This window comes from Nitrospira sp. (assembly GCA_029194665.1).
In the GTDB taxonomy this organism is placed as follows: Bacteria; Nitrospirota; Nitrospiria; order Nitrospirales; family Nitrospiraceae; genus Nitrospira_D.
In genome coordinates this window covers 372,462-395,192 of sequence record JARFXO010000004.1, presented here as the reverse complement: position 1 = coordinate 395,192, position 22,731 = coordinate 372,462, and the positions used below count along the sequence as shown (strand labels likewise).

Below are 22,731 nucleotides of genomic sequence, written 5' to 3'. Positions count from 1 at the left end.
CTCACATGCGAAAAACGGGGAAGTGCGACGGGCGGACCGGCGTCGTCATCGCAACGTCCAGACACAGACCGAGAATTTTCCTTGTATCCACTGGATCGATGATCCCATCATCCCAGAGACGAGCGGTGCTGAAATAGGGACTGCACTCCCGATCATACTGGGCTCGTATAGAATCCGTGATCTTTCGCCGCTCGTCTTCCGACAGGGACCCGTTGTCGTGGGCTCGCTGCTGCTGTTTCACCGTCAAGAGTACCTGGGCCGCCTGTTGCGCCCCCATCACTGAAGTCCGGGCATTGGGCCAGAGAAAGAGAAAGCGCGGATCGTAGGCGCGCCCGCACATGGCATAGTTACCAGCGCCATGAGAGGCGCCGATAATAATGGTGAACTTCGGAACCTCGGCGGTCGCCACCGCTTGCACCAGCTTGGCGCCGTCCTTAATGATTCCGCGCGCCTCATACTCCTTCCCAACCATGAATCCGGTAATGTTTTGCAGAAATACGAGCGGTAGTCGTCGCTGGGCGCAGAGTTGCACAAAGTGCGTGCCTTTCAGTGCAGCTTCGGAGAACAACACGCCGTTATTCGCGACGATGCCGACTTGATGTCCCATCCAACGGGCAAAGCCACAGAGAAGCGTCCTGCCGTAACGGGCCTTAAACTCATGAAAGCAGCTGCCGTCCACCAAGCGGGCAATGACTTCACCGGCGTCGAAAGTCTGACGTGGATTGTTCGGAATCAATCCGTACAATTCAGAAGCCGAGTAATGCGGCTCTTCGATCGGAGCTGGTCTGCGAAGGACCGGCCGTCGAGGCAAGGTCTCGACGATCGACCGGCAGATCGCGAGCGCCTCTTGGTCATCGTCTGCGAGGTGATCGCTCACACCAGAAAACCTGGTATGGAGATCTGCCCCGCCAAGGTCTTCGGCGGTGACCTCCTCGCCGGTTGCCGCTTTGACCAGCGGGGGTCCTGCCAGATAAATGGTGCCGGTCCCTTTGACGATCACGTTTTCATCACACATGGCCGGCACATAGGCACCGCCTGCCGTGCACATCCCCATGACGACGGCAATTTGAGGAATTCCGAGAGCGGACATGCGCGCCTGGTTATAAAAGAGCCGTCCGAAGTGCTCCTTGTCGGCGAAGACATCGGCTTGCATCGGCAGGAACACACCGCCGGAATCCACCAGGTAAATCGCGGGCAGCCGATTGTCCAAGGCGATCTCTTGAGCCCTGAGATGTTTCTTGATCGTCATGGGGAAGTAGGTCCCGCCCTTGACCGTCGCATCGTTGGCGGCGATGACACAGGGCCGTCCCGACACGTAACCGATTCCTGTAATCAGACCGGCAGCTGCGACCTGGTCGTCGTACATCCCGGATGCCGCCAAGGGACTGAGTTCGAGCCAAGGCGCATCCGGATCGAGCAACTTCGCAATCCGCTCACGAGCGGTCAGTTTGCCTCGTTGTTGATGAAGCGCGATAGCCTCCGGAGATCCCCCGGCTCGAGCGAGCGCGAGGTGCTTTTGAAGGTCAGCCACCAGCCCTTCATAGTGCGCACGATTCGACGCGAATTCGCCGGAGGTGGCAACGACTGAAGTTGTCAACGTACGCATGGTTCCTCAGCCCTGTGGTTTGAGCCCTTTCACAAACGTCACGATCTCCTCCATGGGTGCTCCCGGCCTAAACAGAGCCCTCACGCCGGCCGCCGTGAGCGTGGGCACATCCTCATCGGGGATGATGCCGCCGCCGAACAAGGCGATGTCCTCAGCATCCTGTTCTTTGAGCAGTTCGAGGACGCGACGGAACAGCGTCCTGTGCGCTCCTGAAAGAATGCTCAACCCGATCGCATCCACATCCTCTTGGATCGCGCTATTAACGATCTGCTCCGGCGTCTGATGCAACCCGGTATAGATGACCTCCATTCCAGCGTCTCGTAATGCTCGCGCGATGAGCTTTACACCCCGGTCATGGCCGTCGAGGCCAACTTTGCCTATCAAAATCCGAAGAGGCTGGCTCGCTACTGTCATATCGCCACCTCCCGAAGAAAATACTTGCCTTCCTGATCCTTCCTGACATGCCCAGCCTGAACCAGTGGATCATGCTCGAAGAGCAGCAGCCATTGCTCTTCAAACGCCCGATCCAATACCCACCGTTTCGTCTCCAGTGTCTGGATGGGGAAGAGATCGTAGCCCATGATGTAGGGAAGCGGCAGATGCGATACGGTCGGAATCAGGTCTCCCAGAAAAAATGCAATCCGCCCTTCCGATTCGATCTTGACGCTCTGATGACAGCGCGTATGGCCGGCGGTCACCATGGCGGTGATACCGGGCAGTAATTCAGTATCCCCGTGCAAGAATTCCCACTGGTTCACGTGAGCGATCGGTGTAAAGTTATCGCGGCGGTAGCTGGCCTTGGTCCGTTCATTGGCGCGAGCCGCATCTTCAAACTCACCAAGTTGAATGAAGTATTTGGCGTTGGGAAAGGTGGGCACAACGGATCCGTTCTCTTGCACCGTGTTCCCGCCGGCATGGTCGAAATGCAGATGCGTGTTGATCACCAGATGGATGTCCTCCGGTCCTAGGCCTAGTCTCTTCAAGGATTCAAGGATCGTCGGCGTTCGCTCGACGGCGAACAGACGGTGAAACTTCTCGTCTTCCTTAGGCCCCAGCCCCGTATCAACCAGAATGTTCTTGCCGTTCGCTCTGATTAGGAGAGCTGTTAGGCTGAGTGAGATTCGATTCGACTCATCGGTGGGACAACATTTCTCCCACAAGACTTTCGGCACGACACCAAACATCGCTCCTCCATCCAGTCGAAACCGACCATCGCTCACGGGATATATGTCAAACGCTCCGAGTTTCATAGCTTCAGCCGAGGTCCTTCTACAACACCACCGGATCACGATACATGCCCAACACTTCTTTCAAAGCCAGGCAAATTTCACCTAACGTCGCCTTGGCCTTCACCGCCTCGATGAGATACGGCATCACATTCTCCCCACACGTGGCCGCTTCCTGCAGTGCCTCGACGGCGCCGACCATTCTGAACGAGTCGCGAGACTTCCGCAGATCCGAAAGACGCGCCACCTGTTCATTCTCGACTTCCTGTCCGATCTTGAGGATCGAGATCTGGCGTGCGTCCGGTTCCATGTACTCGTTGACCCCCACGATGATTCGCTCCTTCCGTTCCACCTCACGTAGGTACCGTTGCGCGGCATCGAGAATTTCACGCTGAGGGAAGCCCCGCTCGATGGCCCTGACCATGCCGCCCATCTCGTCCAACCGACGAAAGTAATCCAGCGCCGCCTCTTCGAGTCGATTAGTAAGAGTCTCGACATAATAGGAGCCGCCGAGAGGATCGACAGTATTGGTGACCTCGCTCTCCTGCGCGATGATTTGCTGGGTGCGCAGCGCGAGTTTCACCGAGTCTTCGGTCGGCAGCGCGAGCGTTTCGTCCATCGAATTGGTATGGAGGGACTGTGTACCGCCCATGACGGCCGCGAGGGCCTGAATCGTCGTCCGGACCACGTTGTTCATGGGCTGTTGCGCTGTGAGTGAACAGCCGGCCGTCTGCGCGTGGCACCGGAGCTGCGCCGACCGGGGATCGCTGGGCCGATACCGACGCGTCATTTCTCGAGCCCACAGTCGGCGGGCGGCACGGTACTTGGCGACTTCCTCAAAAAAGTCGTTGTGGGCGTTGAAAAAGAACGAGAGCTGGGGAGCAAACCGGTCTACCGGAAGACCGGCTTTGACCGCCGCGTCCACATAAGTTAGGCCGTCGTAGAGGGTAAAGGCCAGTTCTTGCACCGCAGTCGAGCCGGCTTCCCGGATGTGATACCCGCTGATACTGACCGGATGCCACTTGGGCACATGGTCGGCGCAGTATGCCATGGTGTCGGTGATCAGGCGGAGTGAAGGGTCCGGCGGAAAGAGCCACTCTTTCTGAGCGATGTATTCTTTCAGAATATCGTTCTGCAATGTGCCGTCCAGCCGCTCGAGACCGATGCCGCGCTTCTCCGCGACCGCGAGGTACATCGCAAAGATCACGGCGGCCGGGCCGTTGATCGTCATCGACGTAGTGACTTGATCAAGCGGAATGCCGTCGAACAGTCTCTCCATATCGTCGAGCGACGAGATCGTGACGCCGCAATGACCGATCTCGCCGTGAGCGCGAGGATCATCTGCGTCGATTCCCATCAACGTCGGCATGTCGAACGCCACGCTCAGGCCGGTTTGCCCATGCTGGAGGAGATATTTGAAGCGACGATTCGTGTCCTCCGCCGATCCGAAGCCAGCAAATTGCCGCATTGTCCAGAGCCGACCGCGATACATGGTCGGATACACACCTCGCGTGTACGGAAACTCGCCCGGTGCTCCAAGTTCCTCCTCGGGCGACCAGTCCTTCAGATCGTGATAGGTATACAGACGGTTGATGTCGCATCCTGAGAGGGAGGTGAATCTCGATTTACGCTCTTGCATCGCTCTACTCCGGTTCGTGGCGAGGAACCAGGGATCAAGATCATGACCTGCTTATGGCTGCCTGCTGTTCGTTCCTCTCTTCATAGACGTAGAACCCGCGGCCGCTCTTCCTCCCAAGCCATCCTGCTTCAACATACCGGCGAAGCAACGGGCAAGGTCGAAATTTTTGATCGCCCAGATCATGAAACAAGACATCGCAGATGGCCAACACTGTATCCAACCCGATGCGGTCCGCCAGCGCTAGCGGCCCCACGGGATGATTGGCCCCCAGCGTCATCGCCAGATCAATATCCTCGACAGATGCAACGCCTTCCTCCAGCGCAAAAATTGCCTCATTGATCATGGGAATCAGGATGCGGTTCACGATGGATCCCGGTACATCTTTGGCCAAGACCGGTGTTTTCCCTAAGCGCTTGGCCAAGTCGAGCACAAGTTGCGTCGTTGGTTCGGTTGTTCCCAGTCCCCGAACAACTTCCACGAGTCTCATCACCGGTGCGGGATTCATAAAATGCAAACCCACAACACGGTCCGGCCGGCCGGAGGCGGCTCCTAACTTCGTGATCGCAATGGATGAGGTATTGGTCGCGAACACTGTCTGCGGTACGCAGACTCGATTCAATTGGGCGAAGAGGTCTCGCTTCAGTGTGAGATCTTCCGGAATCGCCTCGATGACCAACTGAACGTCCCGCAAGCGGTCGAGCTTCACCGATGGGTGAATGAGTGCCAGCACCTCCCCTACTCGACGGTCTGTGAGGCTGCCTCGTGCAACTGCACGTTCCAATCCGACACGCATCTTGGAAATGGCCTCTGCTAACGGGGGCTCGGCGACATCCACGAGCAAGACTTCGTAGCCGGCGGTGGCACAGACCTGGCTGATGCCGCGACCCATCTGGCCGGCTCCTACAATGCCGATCATCGTGATGTCGTCGAGTTTCATAGTAAGAAACCACCACCTTCGCTCGTTACCCCGACCGGTTGAACCGGCCATTACCCCCCATCGACCTCAACAGGGCGCTGACGATCCCTGCACGTGATGTCCGGTTCACAAGATCTGCTCCCAATGACTCTGTTCGAGATAGTGTTTCACTCTTGCCATGAATTGATCCGCCGTTGCACCGTCGATGACCCGATGGTCAAAGGACAGGCTGAGGTAGCCCGTCGGTCGAATGGCAATCGCATCGTCAATGACGACGGCACGTTTCTGAATGGCGCCGATGCCCAAAATCGCGATTTGCGGCTGATGGATGATCGGGGTGCTGAACAGGCTGCCGAACCCCCCATGGCTCGTGATCGTGAACGTCCCGCCCTGAACCTCCTCAGGATTCAGTTTTTTGGACCTGGCCCGTTCGGCGAGATCACTGATTTCTTTCGCCAGCTGCGTCAGTCCTTTTCGATCGGCATACCGAACAACCGGCACCAAGAGCCCGTCATCGAGCGCCGTGGCGATCCCCACGTGAATGTCCTTCTTCACCACGATGCCTTGCTCACTCCATGACGAATTCACGACTGGGACCTCGCGAATGGCCCTTGTCGCGGAACGGATCACAAACGGAAGATAGGTGAGGTCTCGACCTTCCCTGAATTTGACGATGCGCGAAAAATCCGCCTCGAAAAAGGTGGCGACATGGGCTGACGTCTGTTTGCTCTTGACCATCCGATCGGCGATGGTCTTGCGCATCTGCGTGAAGGGGAGAAGTTCTTCGCCCACGGAAACTTCGTCGCCCGCAACGGCAACTTTGACCTGAGAACTGGTCTGAGCGATACAGTCGAGCACATCCTTCTTGGTTACCCGACCACCGACCCCGGTCCCCTTCACCTGTGAAAGATCGATGCCGCGCTCCTTCGCCAGCTGCCGGACCGCCGGGGAATGATGTTGTTCGCCCCCTGGAGTCGGTCCCATGGGACGGACGACCACCCCGCCGACCCGATTGATCACTTCCGAGGGCGGAGCATTCTCGATTCTGGCCAGCAAGGTTCCGACAGGAACCGTCTCACCCTCATGCACGACGACCTCATTCAACAAGCCTGTGGCGGGCGAGGGAATTTCCAATGTCACCTTTTCAGTTTCAACTTCCAAGAGGGACTCGTCCTTCTGAATCGTCCCTCCGATTGGAACGAGCCACTTCACGACCGTTCCCTCGGCGATGCTCTCTCCAAGCTGCGGCATGATGATCTCGGTAGCCATGCTCATGTGTTGAGTGATGAGCGCTCAGGACTGAGATGGGCATCCAGCACATGCGAGGAGCTTTGGTTCTCATGCCTCATAACTCAGTCCTCAGTTCTTTTTAGTACGCCGCCAGCTTCCGCGCTGCTGAGACGATGTCGCTCGTCTTCGGGAGGAAAAACTCCTCCAACGGCGGGCTGAAGGGCACCGGCGTGTCCGGCGGCGCGATGCGCACAATCGGCCCATCCAAGCAATCGAAACAGTCTTCAGCCAACAGTGCTGCGATTTCGGCTCCGATACCACCGGTCTTGTTGTCCTCATGCAGAAGAATGACTTTGCTGGTCTTGCGTACGGACGAATAGATCGTTTCCTTGTCGAGCGGGATCAATGTGCGCAAGTCGACCACTTCCAGGTCAATCCCCTCCTCCGTCAATGCCTGAGCGGCATCGAGCGCCAGGTGCACCATTGCTCCGTACGTGATGATCGAGATATCGTTCCCGACCCGTTTTACATCGGCCTTTCCGATCGGCACAACAAAGTCTTCGTTGGGCAAGGCAGACTTGATGCGGCGGTAGAGAAATTTGTGTTCGAAGTAGATCACCGGGTTGGGGTCGCGAATCGCCGCCTTGAGGAGGCCTTTGGCGTCGTATGGTGTGGATGGGGCGACCAGCTTGAGGCCTGGTGAATGGAAGAACCAGCCTTCCGGACATTCAGAATGGAACGGCCCACCATGCACGCCTCCGCCGAACGGTGCGCGGATAACCATAGGCACCGCTGCTCCCCATCGATAATGATTCTTGGCCGCGACTTCGGTGATCTGGTCGAAAGCGCAGGAAATGAAGTCCGCAAACTGCATCTCCACCACCGGACGCAGACCCATCATGGCCGCACCAATGGCCGCGCCGACAAAACCGGACTCGGCAAGCGGAGTATCCAACACGCGCCACTCACCGTATTTTTGGAGAAACCCTTCGGTGATCTTGAAGGCACCCCCGTATGTGCCGATATCTTCCCCCATCAAAAACACCCGCTCATCTCTGGCCATTTCCTCATCCAAGGCCTGTGAAATCGCTTCCAAGTAACTGACTTCCTCGGTAGCTCGAGCCGTGGTCACCATATGAGGCTCCTTCTGGACCGAAAGCCAACAACTAATAGCTGTCAGCTCCGTCCGCGAACACGCCTTCCAACATTTCCGGTCCTTCCGGCAGAGGACTCTGTTCCGCAAATTCCACACCGGCCTCGACTTCGCTCTTTACTTGCTCGGCTACTCTTTGGAAATACGATTCCTCGCCATAGCCGAGTTCTTTGAGCAGCCTCTCGGCTTTCAGGATCGGGTCTTTCTGCTTCCAGTCCTCCAACAGTTCACGCGGCACGTATTTGGCCGGATCATGTTCGGAATGGCCGTGCATCCGCATCGTCTTGAACTCGAGAAAGGTCGGCCCTTTCCCCTCGCGGGCGATTGCAATCGCCCGTTTTGCCGCCAGATAGACCGCCGCCACGTCGTTACCGTCCACAATCTCACCGGGCATGCCATAGGCCTTGGATCGATCCACGACGTTCGGAATCGCCATCTGCAGACGAAGCGGCGTCGAGTACGCATATTGGTTGTTGGTACAGAAAAAGACGACGGGGAGTTTCCGCACCGCCGCAAAATTCATCGCCTCGTGAAAATCGCCCCTGCTGGATCCTCCATCACCGGTTCCCGTAAAGACTACGCGAGATTCGCCTCTCATCTTGAATGCCAGAGCTGCACCGGCTGCCACCGGCAGGTTGTCCGCCAAATGACTGACAAACCCGAAGACTCCTCGCCTGAGATCTCCCATATGCACATTCCCGTCTTTCCCTTTGGTCGGCCCGGTCCTCTTCCCAAGATACTGGGCGAGAATCTCGCCGGTCGTGAAGCCTCGAATGAGGAAGGCCCCCATGTCCCGATGGTAGGGAGCGATGACATCATCTCTTTCCAAGGCGGAAGCATACCCGACGGCGATCGCTTCCATTCCATGACTGGTATAGACTCCTCCAACGATACGTCCCTGTCTGTAGAGTGCTGTGACCCTGTCCTCAAGCGCTCGGGTGAGCCTGAGGTAGTGGTACATCTGGAGCATATCATCTCGCTTGATCTCTTTGGCGATGGCGGCAACATCCATGACAACCTCCGAATCGCTGACTTATAAAACCGGCATATCTTTCCATGACAGCAAAGGTTTGTGTGCCCGGCATAGAGGACAGTGCGCCGGCTCCCACTGCGGCATGTCGAGATCCGTCGTGTAGTAGAACGGATGCCGTGCGATTAATTCGTTCATCAGCGGGAACTGGCCGCTGTCGCGGCGGGCAAAGACCATCAACCCTGCCAACAGACCTCCATTGTCCGTGATGACCTTGCCGAGTTTGCTGACACAATTGCCGCGCGTGGTGACATCGTTGAGAGCCACAAAACGCTCGCCGGCTTTGATCGCACCGACCGCAATGTCCGTCCCGATTCGTCCTGTCTGGCAGCTGTACGGTGTCAGTGCCACACGCGGTTCCATCGTGTCATCAAAAACATCTGCAATTCCTCGTGCAAGCAATTCCGCTGTCGAGCTGGTCGCCACGAGACCGGTGATTGGATGGTGTTGAAACGTCAGATTTATCCAGGCCGCCATATCGACGACCAACCGCTTGATCAATTCCGGAAAACGCGCGATCGATTCGAACCGGAGGTATGTACCCGTGTGGTGACCTGACACAACCTCCACATGGGTATCGAAGTAGACGGATCGAGATGTACGGAGAATCTCCAGAATGTCCTTCTTTGTCAGAATGGTGTGAGAACCGGCACGAATAAGGCCTGTCAGCTTTGCATCGATCATCGGCTCGGCATAGAGCGTTCGATGCCGTTCCGCCATCTCTGCGAGTGCCTGCTCAGCCGTGCCGACCGGCATTTTCACCCCCTTTCTGCTTGACTCACCACACGGGTTCTGAGAACGCCGATCGGCTGGATTTCCAGCTCCACCACGTCACCCGGCTTCAGGTAGCGATCCATTTCCAAGCCACATCCTCCTCCGACCGTTCCCGAACCGAAGATATCGCCTGGATAGATGGTTTCGTCTCGCGACACATGCGCGATCATCTGGGGAAAGGACCAGTGGATGGTCCCGAATCGTCCCCGCGACCACTCTTCTCCGTTCACCCTGGCAATCATCGTCAAGGCACCGAGGTCGGCAATCTCATCGGGAGTCACGAGACAGGGACCCAACGCGGTTGCGAAGTCCTTGCCTTTGGCCGGCCCCAGCCGACAGGCCATTTCTTGGAATTGAATGTCGCGCGCGCTGAAATCGTTCATGATCGTGTAACCGGCGATGTAGTATTCCGCCTGCCGTTCAGGGATGTCTCTGCCCTTGCGCCCGACTACACAGGCGAGTTCCAGCTCGTAATCCAACTTCGTCGTGTCGAGCGGCCACGCTAGAGTCTCGTCCGGCCCGATGATCGTGCGATGGTTTCCCTTGTAGTAGACCGGCATTTTGTACCACTCCGGTGGGATCGGCTGTCCCCGCTTCTTCGATGTCGCGGCAATATGGTCCTCAAACGCGATAAAATCGCGGAGCGAAGGCGGATTCGGAAGGGGAGCGGAGAGTTGAACATCGGTGGCTGAATACACGATCATTCCCTCTCCCGGGCCCTTGACCGAAGCGGGAAGTGCGGTTACGTAATCTTTTGCCCGGCATGCTGCCGCCATTGTCGAAGCTCCTCCTTCGAGAAACTCCAACATCGTCGATGGAACCTGCGCATCGGCCAGGCGACATGGTTGCGCTTCCTGTTGATCTGCCAACCAACGGGCATAGGCCATGTTCAAGTCCACGACCTGTTGATGGTGTATCGCTCCTACTCTCGTAAAGGTGCCGATAGAGGTTCTGACTCGGAAGCTGGCGAGTTTCATCGACGACTCCAACTCAGTGCGTAGTCCTTCAGCTCCACCGCTTCCATCTCCGGTCGAACCGTGAAGGGAGCTTTGGACTCCACCATCACCGCCACTTCGCTCGTGTATGTTTTCGTTCTGCCGGCTTGGACGGCCTGTGGCTGCGGCCCATGGTGAATACCCTGAGGATGCAACGTGAGCATCCCTGCCTGAATCCCCGCGCGGCTGAAGAATTCACCATCATGGTAGAAGAGCACTTCATCGTAGTCGGTATTTCGATGGTAGAAGGGGACGCGCAAGGCCTCTGGATCACTTTCCAAAGGCCTCGGAACAAAAGTAGAAATGAGACATCCGCCGGCCTGGAACGTCTGATGGACGCTCGGCGGCAGATGATAGCGGGGACTGACCACCGGCCTGATATCCCTCACGTTGAGCTTTGCGACCCAGAGGTCCCCTTTCCACCCGACCACATCCATCGGATAGAAGGAATAGGCGACCTTCGTCCACTCGCCTTGGCGCTTGATGCGAACCTCCCATGCTTGACCGGCTGTTTCTACCGGCTCCGCCGTTTCTAAGTCGGGAGCAACAAGCACACCCTTATCGAAAAGCGCATGTTGTCCGAGAGCGCCTCGATCCGGAACCATGAAAGGAGCAGGTGTTTCAATGATGAAAAAGACGGAAGGCCCTGCATCGACATGAGTCCGATAGGTGGTCCCTTTGGGGATCAGGACGTAATCGCCCGGCTCGTAGGTCAGAACCCCATAGTCGCTCTCAAATTTTCCTATGCCCTTATGCACGAAATGAGCTTCATCCCCATCCGCATTGCGCACAAAATAGGGCATCGTCTCCCGTCGCCAGGAAAGGTGGAGAGCGGCATCCTGGCTTTGCATCATCGGCACTGATTGAGTGGTGATGGATAATGGAGACTCGGAAAGCTGCGAACAAGCAAAGGCCCGCGGCTTCAGCTTTCCGTCGATAGCGATCCACGCCGTTGGAGGATGCTTCCGATAGAGGTGAGAAGCTGACCCTAAAAACCCGTTTCGCCCATGTTCCTCTTCATGAAGCCCTTCGGGAATGCCGACATGGGCTTGATTGGGAACCTTTCCTCTCCGTGTGAGATACATGGCCGGCTCCCACCAAGTGGATCGCCCGGTTATGACGCCTTTTTCAGCTGTTTCCTTCGCTCTTGCCCAGACATCGAAGATGAATCGTAATCAATGATCGTCTTCTCGACCCCGGAGGTTTGGTCTCGTTCGATATCCTTGTAGAGTGACTCCACCGTACTTCTGACAAACGTCCGCGCCGCTTCTTCGCCCTGCTGCCGTTGAGTCAACTCGATGAACAGTCCGCTGTTCGGGAAAAGAGGATAGGTGAAGCGTTGCTTGAGCGGTCCAAACCCGTCTCTCCCCTCTTTGACCGGCCCGCTGAACTTCACACCATGCGCCTCCCATTCTCGACACACGGCCTCGATGTTGTCGACCGCGAGCGCAACGTGCTGCACGCCCTGTCCATACTTTCCGATAAATTCGTTGATTTGGGACATCCCCGACTTGTCTCGACCCTGCATGAGAGCGATCTTGGCAGCCCCGCGCTGCACGACGACAGTGTCCATTGACGATGTATCGCTACCGACATCTTTCGCCGACCAAATCACCTCAAAACCAAGGATCTTGGCGAACAGAAATTCTGCGGCTTCGAGATTGTCAACGCAGAGCGTGACGTGATCGAACCCCGTCGTCTGCTCCATGGCGCCTCCACATTACCTTCCCCATCCCCAATTCCAATTCAACAATCCCAAATCCAAATGCCTTCTCCAAATGCTTTCGGATAATAACTTATTACCATTGCGCAATGGCACAATACAATCTTTTTAAACTCATTACAAGGAGAATCTTGTATATTTCGATCTAGGAATGCTCAGTTTCTATATAATCTACATGTTGCGATTGTAATATAAAAACGTTATCATCTACATAGACGAGCTTCGTTAGACAAGAACGTTGGAGGCGCCTATGACTTTCTACCAGGAAATGCGACAACTCGTCCTTGAACATGGAGCCATCAACAATTCCTACCTCACTAGTTTTTGTTCCGGCGACCTCACAGACAAAGCACTCAAAGAATTCGCGGTGGAGTTCTACAACTTCGCCAGGTTTTTTCCGCAGGTTTTAGTGGCTCAGCTCGTGAATACCGAGGACGAGCAGATCGCCGACGAACTGACCAAAGTGTTGTACTCCGAACTGGGGGACGGAGAGGCTCGGCGCCGCCACGAACTGCTGTATCGCGACTTTTTGCGGTCTCTCGGAATCGACATTCACGACGCCATGACTCGCCCGATGCTGCCCTCAACCCGCGCCTATATCGACGGGATGGAAAAGCTGTACAGCGACGGCAATCATGCGAGGGCCTTGGGCGCCTCATTCGGCCTTGAAAACATGGCCATCACAATGTGGGATCATTTAATCCCAGGCCTCACACAACTGAAAGCAACTCGCTATCCCCACATGGATTTGACCTATTTCACCTTTCACCGGCAACTGGAGGTCACTCACGAGAAAGCAATGGAACAGGCGGTCACGGCGATGCAAGGAACGGATGAGACCGAGATGTCCAAACAGGATGAAGAAGATTTTCGTTTCGGCGTCGATGCGGTGCTTGGCTATTTGGAGGCGTTCTGGGCAGGGTTGGAGCAACGGAAGACGAGCTCTGATACCACCTGGACCAGGTTAGCCCAGCGGCGCGCGAGCTAGCGCCGTGAGCGATATGACTGACTTGCGTGTGCGTGTGATAGTGAGGTAGGGTCCTATGAAACAGAATTGGATCAGCCAATATGATCCCGGGGTGCCCTCAACCATCACCTATCCAGCCTGGACTATTCCGGATCTCCTGAGACACTCATCGGATCGTTTTGCAAACTCCCCTGCTCTTCTGTTTTACGGCACATGCATCTCTTATGGAAAACTGGATGACCTCACGACTCAATTTGCACTCGCGCTGCGGCAACTCGGCGTCAGTCCCGGCGATCGCGTCGCTCTCATGCTTCCCAATATTCCCCAGACGGTCGTCGCCTATTACGGAATCTTGAAAGCCGGCGCCGTTGTCGTACCGACTAATCCGCTCTACGTTGAACGAGAGATTCAGACGCAACTGGCCGATGCAGGAACGGAGACGATGGTGGTCCTCGACCTACTCTATCCTCGCGTTCGAGCGGTGCAGGACGCGACGACACTCCTGAAGCGGATCATCGTGGCCAGCGTTCTGGACTATCTCCCCTTCTTCAAGAAACTCCTCTATCCCATCAAGGCTCGGTTAGCCAAACGTTGGGTTCCCATCGAGAAAGTTCCACCTGTCTATGGTTTTCTCGAACTCCTACGCACCAACTCTGTCAACGCTGCGGATCGTACCGCCGGTCTGCCTCTCGTACGCCCGACCGATCTCGCGCAATTGCAATATACCGGTGGGACGACTGGAACAGCCAAAGGCGCGATGCTCACGCACCGTAATGTGGTCGTGAATACGCTTCAGGGCCGATACTGGTCTCCAAACTTTCGTGAGGGTCACGAAATCTTTCTGGGTGCCATTCCATTTTTTCACTCCTACGGTCAGACCACCTGTCAGAACCTGGCCATCGCGACAGGAAGTGCGGTGGTCCTTCTCCCTCGGTTCCAACCAGATGAGGTCATCAAGGCGATCCATACCCATCGCATTACCATGTTTTCCGGCGTACCCATGATGTATTCGATGATCACTGAACATCCGGATGCGAAGCGCTATGACTTACGCTCATTGCGGGTGTGTCTAAGCGGGGCCAGTTCGCTTCCTGCCGATGTGCAGAAGCGGTTCGAAAACCTCACCGGAGCAAGAATCTCAGAGGGCTATGGGCTGACGGAAGCCAGTCCCGCGACCCACTGTAACCCGATACATGGGGAACACCCGCCGGGTTCGATGGGACTCCCCTTTCCCGATACCGAGGCGCGAGTGGTGGACCCGGCCACTGGACTGGAGGATGTGCCGGATGGCGAAACAGGTGAATTGATCGTGCGAGGACCGCAGGTAATGCTGGGATACTGGAACAAGGCAGACGAAACCGGCGCCGTACTGCGAGACGAATGGCTGCACACCGGCGACCTCGTCCGGCGGGATGATCGCGGGTATTTCTATTTTGTCGATCGTAAGAAGGACATCATTAAGTCGCGGGGAGAAACGGTGTATCCGCAGGAGGTCGAAGAAGTCTTGCGTCAACACCCCGCGGTGAATGAAGCCGCAGTGGTTGGGGTTGCGGACCACGAGTACGGGGAGGCCATCAAGGCCTACGTCGTGGCGAAACCTGGATCGTTCGTCACCGAACGGACATTGATCACGCACTGCGCCGGACTGCTGGCGCGATACAAGATCCCGTCGACCGTGGAATTCCGTCAGGATCTGCCGCGAACGGTCATCGGCAAGGTGCTGCGGCGGACGTTGCGCGATCAGGCGGTCCGAGCGAACGATGTGGAAACCGTTCAACATCAAGCAGTGGGCGTAGGTGACTCATGAAAGACCTCGTGATCGTAGCCGGCGTACGAACCCCGATCGGCAACTTCGGAGGCGCATTGAAGGATGTGCCGGCTCAAAAGCTCGGAGAACTGACGGTGCGCGAAATCCTCGGACGGACCGGCCTGGATCCAAAACTGGTCGAAGAAGTGATCATCGGTTGTGTCGGGCAGCCGAGCGATGCCTACAACATCGCCCGTGTCATCGCCCTCCAGGCCGGCCTCCCCCTCAGAACTCCAGCCTATACGGTTCAACGGAATTGCTCCTCAGGCCTTCAGCCCATTGTGAACGCCTACCAAAATCTCCAAAGTGAGGATGCCGATGTGCAAATCGTGGGCGGTGTCGAGAGCATGAGCCGGGCGCCCTATCTCTCCCGAGACATGCGCTGGGGTAAACGCCTGCGGCATGCCGAGTTCGTCGACAGTATTTGGGAAGGATTGACGGACCCATTCTGCGGCCAACTCATGGGCCGGACGGCGGAAACCTTGGCTGAGGAGTTTGGTATCAGTCGCGTAGAGCAAGACCAGTTTGCGATCGACAGCCACCGACGCGCATTCAAAGCCATACGGGAAGGTCGTCTGAAAGAAGAGATCGTGCCCGTTACCCTGTCCAAGTCGGTTGCAGGGCGCGAGGTTGCTCCGTTGGTGGTAGCTCAGGATGAAGGTCCGAATGTCGGCCTGACCGAACCTCAACTGACCCTCTATCCTCCACTTTTCAAGGAGGGAGGCACCGTCACTGCGGGCAACAGCTGTCCGCTCAACGACGGAGGTGCTGCTGCGCTCGTCATGTCGGCTGAACGGGCCAAGGAACTTGGCATGCATCCGTTCGGCCGTGTGAAGAGCTATGCGTTTGTGGGCGTGGACCCGGCACGCATGGGCATCGGGCCAGTGGAGGCACTCCCGGCGGCACTCAAACGAGCCGGCCTCGGTTTGGCCGATCTTGAACTGATCGAGGTGAACGAAGCGTTTGCCGCTCAGTACCTTGTCGTCGAGCGATTGTTGGGTCTTAAACGAGACCTCGTCAACCTCAACGGCGGCGCAATCGCCTTGGGTCACCCGGTCGGGATGACCGGCACTCGTCTCGTCATCACGCTTCTGCACGAAATGCGCCGACGCGGGGCAGCGCTGGGGGCCGTGACGATGTGCGTGGGTGGAGGACAAGGGGCGGCAATGGTGTTGGAGCAAGTATGAACTTTCTACGCGTCAAGCATCACCCGAACGAATGGAATCCGTCATGATGTTGGGATGACAGAGAACAGGAGTGCGACATGTACGTCTATAAAGTCGGGGTTGTCGGCGCAGGGACGATGGGAGCGCAGATCGCGGAAGTGGTGAGCTATGCGGGACTGCCGGTCGTACTCGCCGACACGAATGATTCCTTGACGAAACGGGGCGTCGAGTCGGTACGAGCGATCTATCAGGCACGGGTCAACAAGGGGAAAATGAGCGCTGAGCAACTTGAGGAGAAGATGTTGCTCGTCACCGTCTCCTCCGGTCTCGACGGGCTCAAGGACGTCGATGTGGTGATCGAGGCAGTGTCGGAAGACCTAAAACTCAAGGCACAGGTCTTTCAGCAGTTGGACCAAATCTGCCAGCGCAGCACGATCTTGGCCAGCAACACGTCGGCACTATCCATCTCGGCTCTTGGCGCAGCTACGACGCGGCCGAACAAGGTGGTCGGTCTCCATTATTTCAATCCGGCCTATGTCATGCGACTCGTAGAGGTCGTGCCAGGGTTGGCCACCTCTCCACAAACCGTGGATGATGCTGCCAGCTTCGTGGAAGGCATCGGGAAACTGCCGATCGTCGTGAAGGAATGTGCGGGATTCTTAGTCAATCGCCTGCTGATGGCCTATGTGAACGAAGCCGTTCGCGCGCTGCAGGACGGAGCGACCACGGTACAAGAAATCGATCGGGAGATGGTGTCATTCGGCATGCCCGTCGGTCCACTTGCCCTCCTGGATGCGGTGGGTCTCGATATCTCCTTCGAGGTGGCTCGCATTCTGTACCGCAGCTATGGGCCACGCATGATGCCGGCTCCCCTGCTTGAAGCCATGCTGAAGGCGGGTCGGCTAGGAGTCAAATCGGGTCATGGCTTTTACAACTATGTCAGCGGAGAGGAAGGCGATCGAGATCAAGAACTTGAACGACTTCTCCAAGTATTCAGACCTGATGCCGATCATGCTGCGGCGCGATGGAGTCGATCACGATTGCTCCTAGCCATGACCAATGAGGCAGTTATCGCGCTCCAAGAAGGAGTCGCCTCTGCAGCAGATATCGACCTGGCGATGATGGCCGGAATCGGCTATCCAAAGGACAAGGAAGGTCCGTTGCATTTCGCGGATCAGCTGGGGATTGATCAGGCTCTACATGAGCTTGAAGATTTTGCGGAGACATTGGGTCCACGCTTTTGGCCTGCGCCGATGTTGCGCCGAATGGTGGATGCCGGATTCACAGGACAGATGGCTGGACGAGGCTTCTTTACATACTGAATGTCGCCGGATCGGCCTCTGAATAGGACGAGGAAGGAAACGCATCATGACTGTCCTGACAGGTGCCATGCACAGTTGCAAAATTGAAGAAGGCGTCGCGCTCGTGACCCTCAATCATCCGCCCGTCAACGCCCTCACACCTGAACTCCTCACGGAGTTGAGCACCACGTTCGACTCGCTCGCGAACGACGAAGGCGTGAAGGCTGTGGTGTTCACGGGCGCCGGCCGATTTTTTGTCGCAGGTGCTGATATTCGAGTGCTGGCCTCCATTCCGTCGTCAGTTGAGGGAGAAGCGATGGCTCGTCGAGGGCAGATGATTTTGAACAAGATAGAGGCTCTTAAAAAACCGGTCATTGCGGCGATCAACGGGGCTTGTTTGGGAGGAGGATTGGAATTGGCCATGTGCTGTCACATCCGCCTTGCAGCAGAAGGCATCAGACTTGGCCAGCCGGAAATCAACCTGGGCATCATGCCGGGATTCGGCGGCACTCAGCGTCTTCCTCGGCTGATCGGCCAATCCAAGGCCATGGAATTGATCCTGACAGGCGAGCCAGTTTCAGCTCAAGAAGCCATGAGTCTGGGTTTGGTGTCTCAGGTGGTATCCGCCGATGACCTCCTGCGACAAGCGCTGGGACTGGCGCGCACGATGGCTGCGAAAAGCCAAGTGGCGCTCCGAACGTCGCTCCAAGCGATTCGTCAGGGGAGTGAGGTGAATCTTTCAGATGGTTTGGATCTGGAAGCCCGGCTTTTCGGAACACTCTGCGATACCGATGATCGGAAAGAAGGAACAGCCGCTTTCTTGGAAAAACGACAGCCTCGGTTCAAGAACCGTTAGGCCTTCAGGAAGCAGCGAGAAGGCTTTATGCTAACTCGGCGATCGACAAAATTGGGATTGGCCCTAACGGGTGGCGGCTTCACGGGCTATCTCTTCGAAGTCGGCGCCTTGACCGGGCTGGACGATTTTTTCGGTGAGTCGTTCACCAGCAATGATTTCGACATGTATGTCGGCGTGAGCGCCGGATCGGCTGTCGCCGCCCTACTTGCACAAGGGGTCAAGCCGGAAGAGATCCTCGATACGAATCTGTCCGGAAAACGCCCCTACTATTTTGAGCACCGAGATATCTTCAGACCGGCCATCGGGGAAGGTGTGAAAACGATCTGGCGGGCGACCAAACAATTGATCCCATTGCTGAAGCTCTATGCCCGCAACTACCAGGAGATGACGCTCATCGACCTCTTGGACGAGGCTCAAGATGCGCTACCCAGCGGCATTTATCGATTGGAGCCCTTCGCCCGATACCTCGAAAAAACGTTCATGACCAAGGGACTGGGGTTGCGGTTTTCCGACCTCCGCAAAGACCTGTATATCCCGGCTATCGACCTGGAAACCGGGGAATGCGTCATCTTCGGCGAAGAAGGCCTACGGGATATTTCCATCGCCCAGGCCGTCACCGCTTCCTCCGCTGCACCGGTCTATTTCTGCCCCGTCCGCATCCAGGGCCGCGATTATATCGACGCGGGAATCGGTCGGCCTGCGTACTTTGACCTGGCCGTTGCCAAGCAGGTGGATCTCATGGTCATGATCAACCCGATGGGTCGCATGCCGCCACCCTGTGCGGCATGGCGCGAATCGGGTGACGCTCCACGTATTTGTCGCCTTCGGGACAAGGGATTCTTGACGATCGGGGACCAGGCCGGCCGCATCAATCTCAATGCCCGTGTGTCTCAAGCGCTGACCATGTTCCGACAAGACTATCCGGATAAAGAACTGCTGATGGTCACACCTGGTCCCAACGATGCGCTGCTGTTTGAGCGAAGTTTTCTGAGCTATCGGGACCGCGTACATCTCCTGCGAGACGGATATCTGTCTGTCGTGACATTGGTGCGCGAAGCATACGAGAACGTTCAAGCACAGTTCGCACGCCATGGGATCGTTGTCGAACAAACCAGCTTTGAGCCTCGTGTTGCGTCACGCATGGCGCGCTTCGATCAGATCGTGGCGGCCTCCTCTCCTCCACAGCGACCGGTCACAGGCGTGAAGATTGGTCTCGACGCCGCTCGAACCGCTCTGTACCAAGCCAAGTAGGATGCGATGACGACAGTGAAAAAGCACCCTTTCTTTCAAGGCTCGCTCGCCGTGGCGGAGGCCTCCCGGGATCGAACTCCCTATTCAGGTTTTCTGGCCGGTCTCTTCGAGGGAGTGGTTCGCCGCGAACTCCTCCGAACGCAGGCGATCCCGCCGGTCCGCGACAGAGCGAAGGAGTTCCTTGAACAGCTTCGCCTCCTTCTGATCGAGAAAGTTGACGCAGAGGACATCGACCGAGAAGGGGACGTCGGCGAAGATGTGCTCACGGCGCTCAAGGACATCGGTGCCTTTGGACTGAAAATACCCACAATCTACGGAGGACTCGGCTTCACTCAATCGGAGTATCACCGTGTGGCGACCCTCCTCGGAAGCCATGACCCAGCGACCACGGTGTTGATTTCGGCGCATAACTCGATCGGAGTCGCGGAACCGGTCAAGCTCATCGGGAACCGCGAGCAGCAACAACGATTCTTGCCGCGCCTCGCTCGTGGCGACATTTCAGGCTTTGCGCTCACGGAAAGGGGAGCCGGCTGCGATATTTGGGATCTCCAAACCTATGCTATCCCGATGCAAGAGCAGGGCACCTTGGAAGGCTATCGACTCACCGGAGAAAAATTGTACACGACCAACGCGCCTCGCCAGGATAATGAGTTTTTAGCGTCGCTCCTGGTGGTGATTGCTCAAATCGTAAACGACCCCGTGGAGGTCACTCGCCCCAAACCGGAACGGCGGTTCGGCGCCTTCGTCGTCGACACCCGCACACCTGGATGTCACTGCGCCAGGCTCCATTATATGGGTGTGCGCGGCATCTACAACGGCACAGTCCGGTTAGACAATGTCTTCGTCCCAGTAGCCGATCGTTTGGGAGAGGAGGGAGAGGGATTACGACGGGCCCTGGAAAGCTTGACGATAGGCCGGCTCACCCTGCCCGCTGCCTGCTTGGGAAATCTAAAACAATGTTTGTGGCTGGCACGAAGCCGGGCGCAACAACGCGTGCAATATGATCGTCCGATCGGCGAACATACAGATATCGGGGCCAAGATTGTGCGCATGGCCACGCGGGTCTTGGCGCTAGAAGCGTTAGTTACCATAACAGGGGCCTGGGCCGACGCCAAGATCGATGTGCGGCTTGAGTCGGCTGCTGCAAAAATTCTCGCCACCGAATGGCTACTCGACTCAGTGCTCGACCTCTTCCGCATTTACGGGGGGCGCGGGTTCGAAACGTCGGAATCGCTCCGGCTTCATGGGGACCTGCCGGCACCGATTGAGCGCATGGTCCGAGATGCGCTGATCAATGTGATTTGGGAAGGAACGAACGGTATTTTGACTCTCTGGATCGGACGGGAAGGACTGGCTGAGTATGTATCTCACGGTAAGGCTTTCTTGGATTTCCAGATCGGCGAAATGGTGCGTGCCCTGCCTTTTTTCGCCAAAGTCGCGAGCCGCTCCCTCAACCGCGCCCCTCAGATTAGAGAATGGCTTGCTTCCACAGCACCAACATCGAGATGGGAACGGTTTGTTACGAAGAAGTCACGCGAACTCGCCCAGAAGTCGCTGTGGGCCGCTGCCCGTCATCGTCAAAGCCTGGCGCGTAAGCAACTCTTGACGACACACCTGGTCAAAGCCGGGATGCAACTCTTTGCGGTGGAATCGCTATTGTGGTACGTAGCGCAACAGCCCATACGGACTCATCCGTTGGCCGATAGGCTCTTGCAGCACTTTGGTTCACAGATCGAAGACGAGTTCAATCCGAAGCCCTTACTCTCTTTCAGGCAATCCCTCTGGCAGGACGACTCGCATGTGTTCCGCTTAGCGCAGGATATTCTTGCCGGCAAGGCTGAGTGGCTGGAAGAGGGAATTCTTCCCTGGCACCAGGACGGACATAGCCGTGATGACCGGCTCGCGTCCACGATGGAAGAACAGTTGGCGGACTTTCCAATGAAGCATTGAGCGACGTAAGAAGGGGTGAGTCGTTTCATCCCGAGCGCACCCAGACGGGGGGAGCAGTTCCCGATGAGGTCAGCATGACGGAAATTGCAGGATACTTTGAATTGGTCAAGGGTCGGTATGGATTGAGCAGCGATTACGCCTTGGCAAAGAAACTCGGAATCGCCCAGCCGGAAGCCAACCTCATGCGACGCGGGCTGAAAGTTCCCAAACCGGAAGTGTGCATCAGAATCGCCAAACTGCTCGACAAGAATCCGGTGGAGCTCTTGCTGGCGGCGCAGAAAGACAAGGCTCCTCGGCAGGCCAAGGAATACTGGACCCTCGCGCAGACGGCCGTCGATGTCATGCTTCATGTCCCGAAAAGCCCGAAATACATCCCACGGAAGGTGGCAGCCATCGGACAAGAACTCCGCCAGCTTGAAACGCAAACGCTGACGTACAAAGGGGCGGAAGCCAACGCCGAGGCGGTCCGGCTGGTCCAAACCGCCGAACGTTCGATCGATGCGTTGATGGAACGCTGGAATATCTGGCAGAAAGGCGAGGCCCTCTATCCGAATTATCTCTTGGCGAACCAGGAGGCAGTGAAACGCGGCGTCATCGTTCGACGTCTGTTGGTGTTGGCGCAAGAGCAAATGAGGCAGGAACCGGATGTAGCGGATGCCATACAGGTCATGGAGGATCAGCAGCGAGCCGGGATCAAGATATTCTACGCGTTCAGGGAAGAGCTGGAACGCGCTCCCACGTTCCAGCGCTTTGAGGAGGATTACAGGCGACAGGGTGCAGCGAGAGATCTCAATGCCGCCATGTTTGACGGGGAGATTCTCATTTTCTCTCAATCCTACGGCCAAGCGCAGTTGGGCGTGGTCGGCCCGCCGACACCCATTACGATGATCAACCAATTGGAGATCACGTGGAAACCGGACTTGCTGCGGGATCTCGATCCGGCCCCGCTCTTCGACATGACCCGGTATGTGTTTGAATACGGAGGACCCCATTCATTCCAGACGGAACTGACACGATTCCAGAGATCCGTCCGATGAGATTTCCTTCCGAGCCATTCAAGACCAAGGTCGTGGAACCCATACGCCGAACCACGCGCGAGGAGCGAGAGCGGTTGCTCCGCGAGGCGAAGCCGATGACCACC

General features: G+C 56.8%; 20 protein-coding genes. 8 read left to right on the top strand and 12 right to left on the bottom strand.

All coding sequences use genetic code 11. The features are described 5' to 3' along the window. Window position 1 precedes the first annotated feature (1 nt). The 12 genes from P0119_15250 to P0119_15195 form a co-directional block, all read right to left on the bottom strand. The gene (locus P0119_15250) at window positions 2-1,606 is read right to left on the bottom strand and encodes a carboxyl transferase domain-containing protein (GenBank protein ID MDF0667413.1); all 1,605 of its coding nucleotides are present in this window, start codon (window positions 1,604-1,606) and stop codon (window positions 2-4) included. 6 nt (window positions 1,607-1,612) lie between these two features. Further along, window positions 1,613-2,020: a cobalamin B12-binding domain-containing protein gene (locus tag P0119_15245; protein MDF0667412.1), complete on the bottom strand. Its 408-nt coding sequence runs from the start codon at window positions 2,018-2,020 to the stop codon at window positions 1,613-1,615. Then, a complete protein-coding gene (locus tag P0119_15240) occupies window positions 2,017-2,790 on the bottom strand; it encodes an MBL fold metallo-hydrolase (GenBank protein MDF0667411.1) in 774 nt (257 codons plus the stop codon). Before P0119_15240 ends, P0119_15245 begins: the two co-directional genes overlap by 4 nt. 85 nt (window positions 2,791-2,875) lie before the next feature. After that, a complete protein-coding gene (locus P0119_15235; GenBank protein MDF0667410.1) occupies window positions 2,876-4,471 on the bottom strand; it encodes a methylmalonyl-CoA mutase family protein in 1,596 nt (531 codons plus the stop codon). Between the two features lie 40 nt (window positions 4,472-4,511). Next, window positions 4,512-5,408: a 3-hydroxyacyl-CoA dehydrogenase NAD-binding domain-containing protein gene (locus P0119_15230; protein MDF0667409.1), complete on the bottom strand. Its 897-nt coding sequence runs from the start codon at window positions 5,406-5,408 to the stop codon at window positions 4,512-4,514. 105 nt (window positions 5,409-5,513) lie between these two features. After that, complete coding sequence (locus P0119_15225) at window positions 5,514-6,656, bottom strand: dihydrolipoamide acetyltransferase family protein (GenBank protein MDF0667408.1); 1,143 nt, start codon at window positions 6,654-6,656, stop codon at window positions 5,514-5,516. 100 nt (window positions 6,657-6,756) lie between these two features. Further along, window positions 6,757-7,752 (bottom strand): alpha-ketoacid dehydrogenase subunit beta, encoded by a 996-nt coding sequence (locus P0119_15220; protein ID MDF0667407.1) that lies wholly within the window; start codon window positions 7,750-7,752, stop codon window positions 6,757-6,759. 31 nt (window positions 7,753-7,783) lie between these two features. Then, window positions 7,784-8,782 carry a thiamine pyrophosphate-dependent dehydrogenase E1 component subunit alpha gene (locus P0119_15215; protein MDF0667406.1) on the bottom strand — a complete coding sequence of 333 codons (999 nt, stop codon included), beginning with the start codon at window positions 8,780-8,782 and terminating at the stop codon, window positions 7,784-7,786. Window positions 8,783-8,803: 21 nt separating this feature from the next. Next, entirely contained in the window at window positions 8,804-9,556 is a 753-nt protein-coding gene (locus P0119_15210; GenBank protein ID MDF0667405.1) for a hypothetical protein, read from the bottom strand. Window positions 9,557-9,558: 2 nt separating this feature from the next. Beyond that, on the bottom strand, window positions 9,559-10,551 hold the full coding sequence (locus P0119_15205; GenBank protein MDF0667404.1) for a fumarylacetoacetate hydrolase family protein: 993 nt from the start codon (window positions 10,549-10,551) through the stop codon (window positions 9,559-9,561). Beyond that, window positions 10,548-11,654, bottom strand: coding sequence for a homogentisate 1,2-dioxygenase (locus P0119_15200; GenBank protein ID MDF0667403.1), 1,107 nt, complete (start codon window positions 11,652-11,654; stop codon window positions 10,548-10,550). The genes P0119_15205 and P0119_15200 overlap by 4 nt, the downstream gene beginning before the upstream one ends. A 29-nt stretch (window positions 11,655-11,683) precedes the next feature. Continuing rightward, a complete protein-coding gene (locus tag P0119_15195; GenBank protein MDF0667402.1) occupies window positions 11,684-12,277 on the bottom strand; it encodes a VOC family protein in 594 nt (197 codons plus the stop codon). A 265-nt stretch (window positions 12,278-12,542) separates the two neighbouring features. On the opposite strand from P0119_15195, the gene P0119_15190 reads away from it, so the two are divergent. The 8 genes from P0119_15190 (at window position 12,543) to P0119_15155 (ending at window position 22,627) form a co-directional block, all read left to right on the top strand. Continuing rightward, on the top strand, window positions 12,543-13,280 hold the full coding sequence (locus P0119_15190; protein ID MDF0667401.1) for an iron-containing redox enzyme family protein: 738 nt from the start codon (window positions 12,543-12,545) through the stop codon (window positions 13,278-13,280). Window positions 13,281-13,335: 55 nt separating this feature from the next. Further along, window positions 13,336-15,066: a long-chain fatty acid--CoA ligase gene (locus tag P0119_15185; protein MDF0667400.1), complete on the top strand. Its 1,731-nt coding sequence runs from the start codon at window positions 13,336-13,338 to the stop codon at window positions 15,064-15,066. Continuing rightward, window positions 15,063-16,253: a thiolase family protein gene (locus P0119_15180; GenBank protein MDF0667399.1), complete on the top strand. Its 1,191-nt coding sequence runs from the start codon at window positions 15,063-15,065 to the stop codon at window positions 16,251-16,253. The genes P0119_15185 and P0119_15180 overlap by 4 nt, the downstream gene beginning before the upstream one ends. 77 nt (window positions 16,254-16,330) lie before the next feature. Beyond that, on the top strand, window positions 16,331-17,554 hold the full coding sequence (locus tag P0119_15175; GenBank protein ID MDF0667398.1) for a 3-hydroxyacyl-CoA dehydrogenase: 1,224 nt from the start codon (window positions 16,331-16,333) through the stop codon (window positions 17,552-17,554). Window positions 17,555-17,600: 46 nt separating this feature from the next. Next, complete coding sequence (locus tag P0119_15170; GenBank protein MDF0667397.1) at window positions 17,601-18,389, top strand: enoyl-CoA hydratase; 789 nt, start codon at window positions 17,601-17,603, stop codon at window positions 18,387-18,389. 27 nt (window positions 18,390-18,416) lie between these two features. After that, window positions 18,417-19,640 carry a patatin-like phospholipase family protein gene (locus P0119_15165; protein ID MDF0667396.1) on the top strand — a complete coding sequence of 408 codons (1,224 nt, stop codon included), beginning with the start codon at window positions 18,417-18,419 and terminating at the stop codon, window positions 19,638-19,640. A 6-nt stretch (window positions 19,641-19,646) separates the two neighbouring features. Then, window positions 19,647-21,590 (top strand): acyl-CoA/acyl-ACP dehydrogenase, encoded by a 1,944-nt coding sequence (locus P0119_15160; GenBank protein ID MDF0667395.1) that lies wholly within the window; start codon window positions 19,647-19,649, stop codon window positions 21,588-21,590. 74 nt (window positions 21,591-21,664) lie between these two features. After that, a complete protein-coding gene (locus P0119_15155; GenBank protein ID MDF0667394.1) occupies window positions 21,665-22,627 on the top strand; it encodes a helix-turn-helix transcriptional regulator in 963 nt (320 codons plus the stop codon). Window positions 22,628-22,731 lie beyond the last annotated feature (104 nt).

What these genes read in the sequence shown, in the direction of transcription:
- P0119_15195 (MDF0667402.1), bottom strand. Translation starts at nt 12,277, where the DNA reads ATGGAGCAGACGACGGGGTTCGATCACGTCACGCTCTGCGTTGACAAT.
- P0119_15230 (MDF0667409.1), bottom strand. Translation starts at nt 5,408, where the DNA reads ATGAAACTCGACGACATCACGATGATCGGCATTGTAGGAGCCGGCCAG.
- P0119_15205 (MDF0667404.1), bottom strand. Translation starts at nt 10,551, where the DNA reads ATGAAACTCGCCAGCTTCCGAGTCAGAACCTCTATCGGCACCTTTACG.
- P0119_15165 (MDF0667396.1), top strand. Translation starts at nt 18,417, where the DNA reads ATGCTAACTCGGCGATCGACAAAATTGGGATTGGCCCTAACGGGTGGC.
- P0119_15240 (MDF0667411.1), bottom strand. Translation starts at nt 2,790, where the DNA reads ATGTTTGGTGTCGTGCCGAAAGTCTTGTGGGAGAAATGTTGTCCCACC.
- P0119_15185 (MDF0667400.1), top strand. Translation starts at nt 13,336, where the DNA reads ATGAAACAGAATTGGATCAGCCAATATGATCCCGGGGTGCCCTCAACC.
- P0119_15235 (MDF0667410.1), bottom strand. Translation starts at nt 4,471, where the DNA reads ATGCAAGAGCGTAAATCGAGATTCACCTCCCTCTCAGGATGCGACATC.
- P0119_15225 (MDF0667408.1), bottom strand. Translation starts at nt 6,656, where the DNA reads ATGGCTACCGAGATCATCATGCCGCAGCTTGGAGAGAGCATCGCCGAG.
- P0119_15245 (MDF0667412.1), bottom strand. Translation starts at nt 2,020, where the DNA reads ATGACAGTAGCGAGCCAGCCTCTTCGGATTTTGATAGGCAAAGTTGGC.
- P0119_15175 (MDF0667398.1), top strand. Translation starts at nt 16,331, where the DNA reads ATGTACGTCTATAAAGTCGGGGTTGTCGGCGCAGGGACGATGGGAGCG.
- P0119_15220 (MDF0667407.1), bottom strand. Translation starts at nt 7,752, where the DNA reads ATGGTGACCACGGCTCGAGCTACCGAGGAAGTCAGTTACTTGGAAGCG.
- P0119_15200 (MDF0667403.1), bottom strand. Translation starts at nt 11,654, where the DNA reads ATGTATCTCACACGGAGAGGAAAGGTTCCCAATCAAGCCCATGTCGGC.
- P0119_15155 (MDF0667394.1), top strand. Translation starts at nt 21,665, where the DNA reads ATGACGGAAATTGCAGGATACTTTGAATTGGTCAAGGGTCGGTATGGA.
- P0119_15210 (MDF0667405.1), bottom strand. Translation starts at nt 9,556, where the DNA reads ATGCCGGTCGGCACGGCTGAGCAGGCACTCGCAGAGATGGCGGAACGG.
- P0119_15180 (MDF0667399.1), top strand. Translation starts at nt 15,063, where the DNA reads ATGAAAGACCTCGTGATCGTAGCCGGCGTACGAACCCCGATCGGCAAC.
- P0119_15215 (MDF0667406.1), bottom strand. Translation starts at nt 8,782, where the DNA reads ATGGATGTTGCCGCCATCGCCAAAGAGATCAAGCGAGATGATATGCTC.
- P0119_15170 (MDF0667397.1), top strand. Translation starts at nt 17,601, where the DNA reads ATGACTGTCCTGACAGGTGCCATGCACAGTTGCAAAATTGAAGAAGGC.
- P0119_15190 (MDF0667401.1), top strand. Translation starts at nt 12,543, where the DNA reads ATGACTTTCTACCAGGAAATGCGACAACTCGTCCTTGAACATGGAGCC.
- P0119_15160 (MDF0667395.1), top strand. Translation starts at nt 19,647, where the DNA reads ATGACGACAGTGAAAAAGCACCCTTTCTTTCAAGGCTCGCTCGCCGTG.
- P0119_15250 (MDF0667413.1), bottom strand. Translation starts at nt 1,606, where the DNA reads ATGCGTACGTTGACAACTTCAGTCGTTGCCACCTCCGGCGAATTCGCG.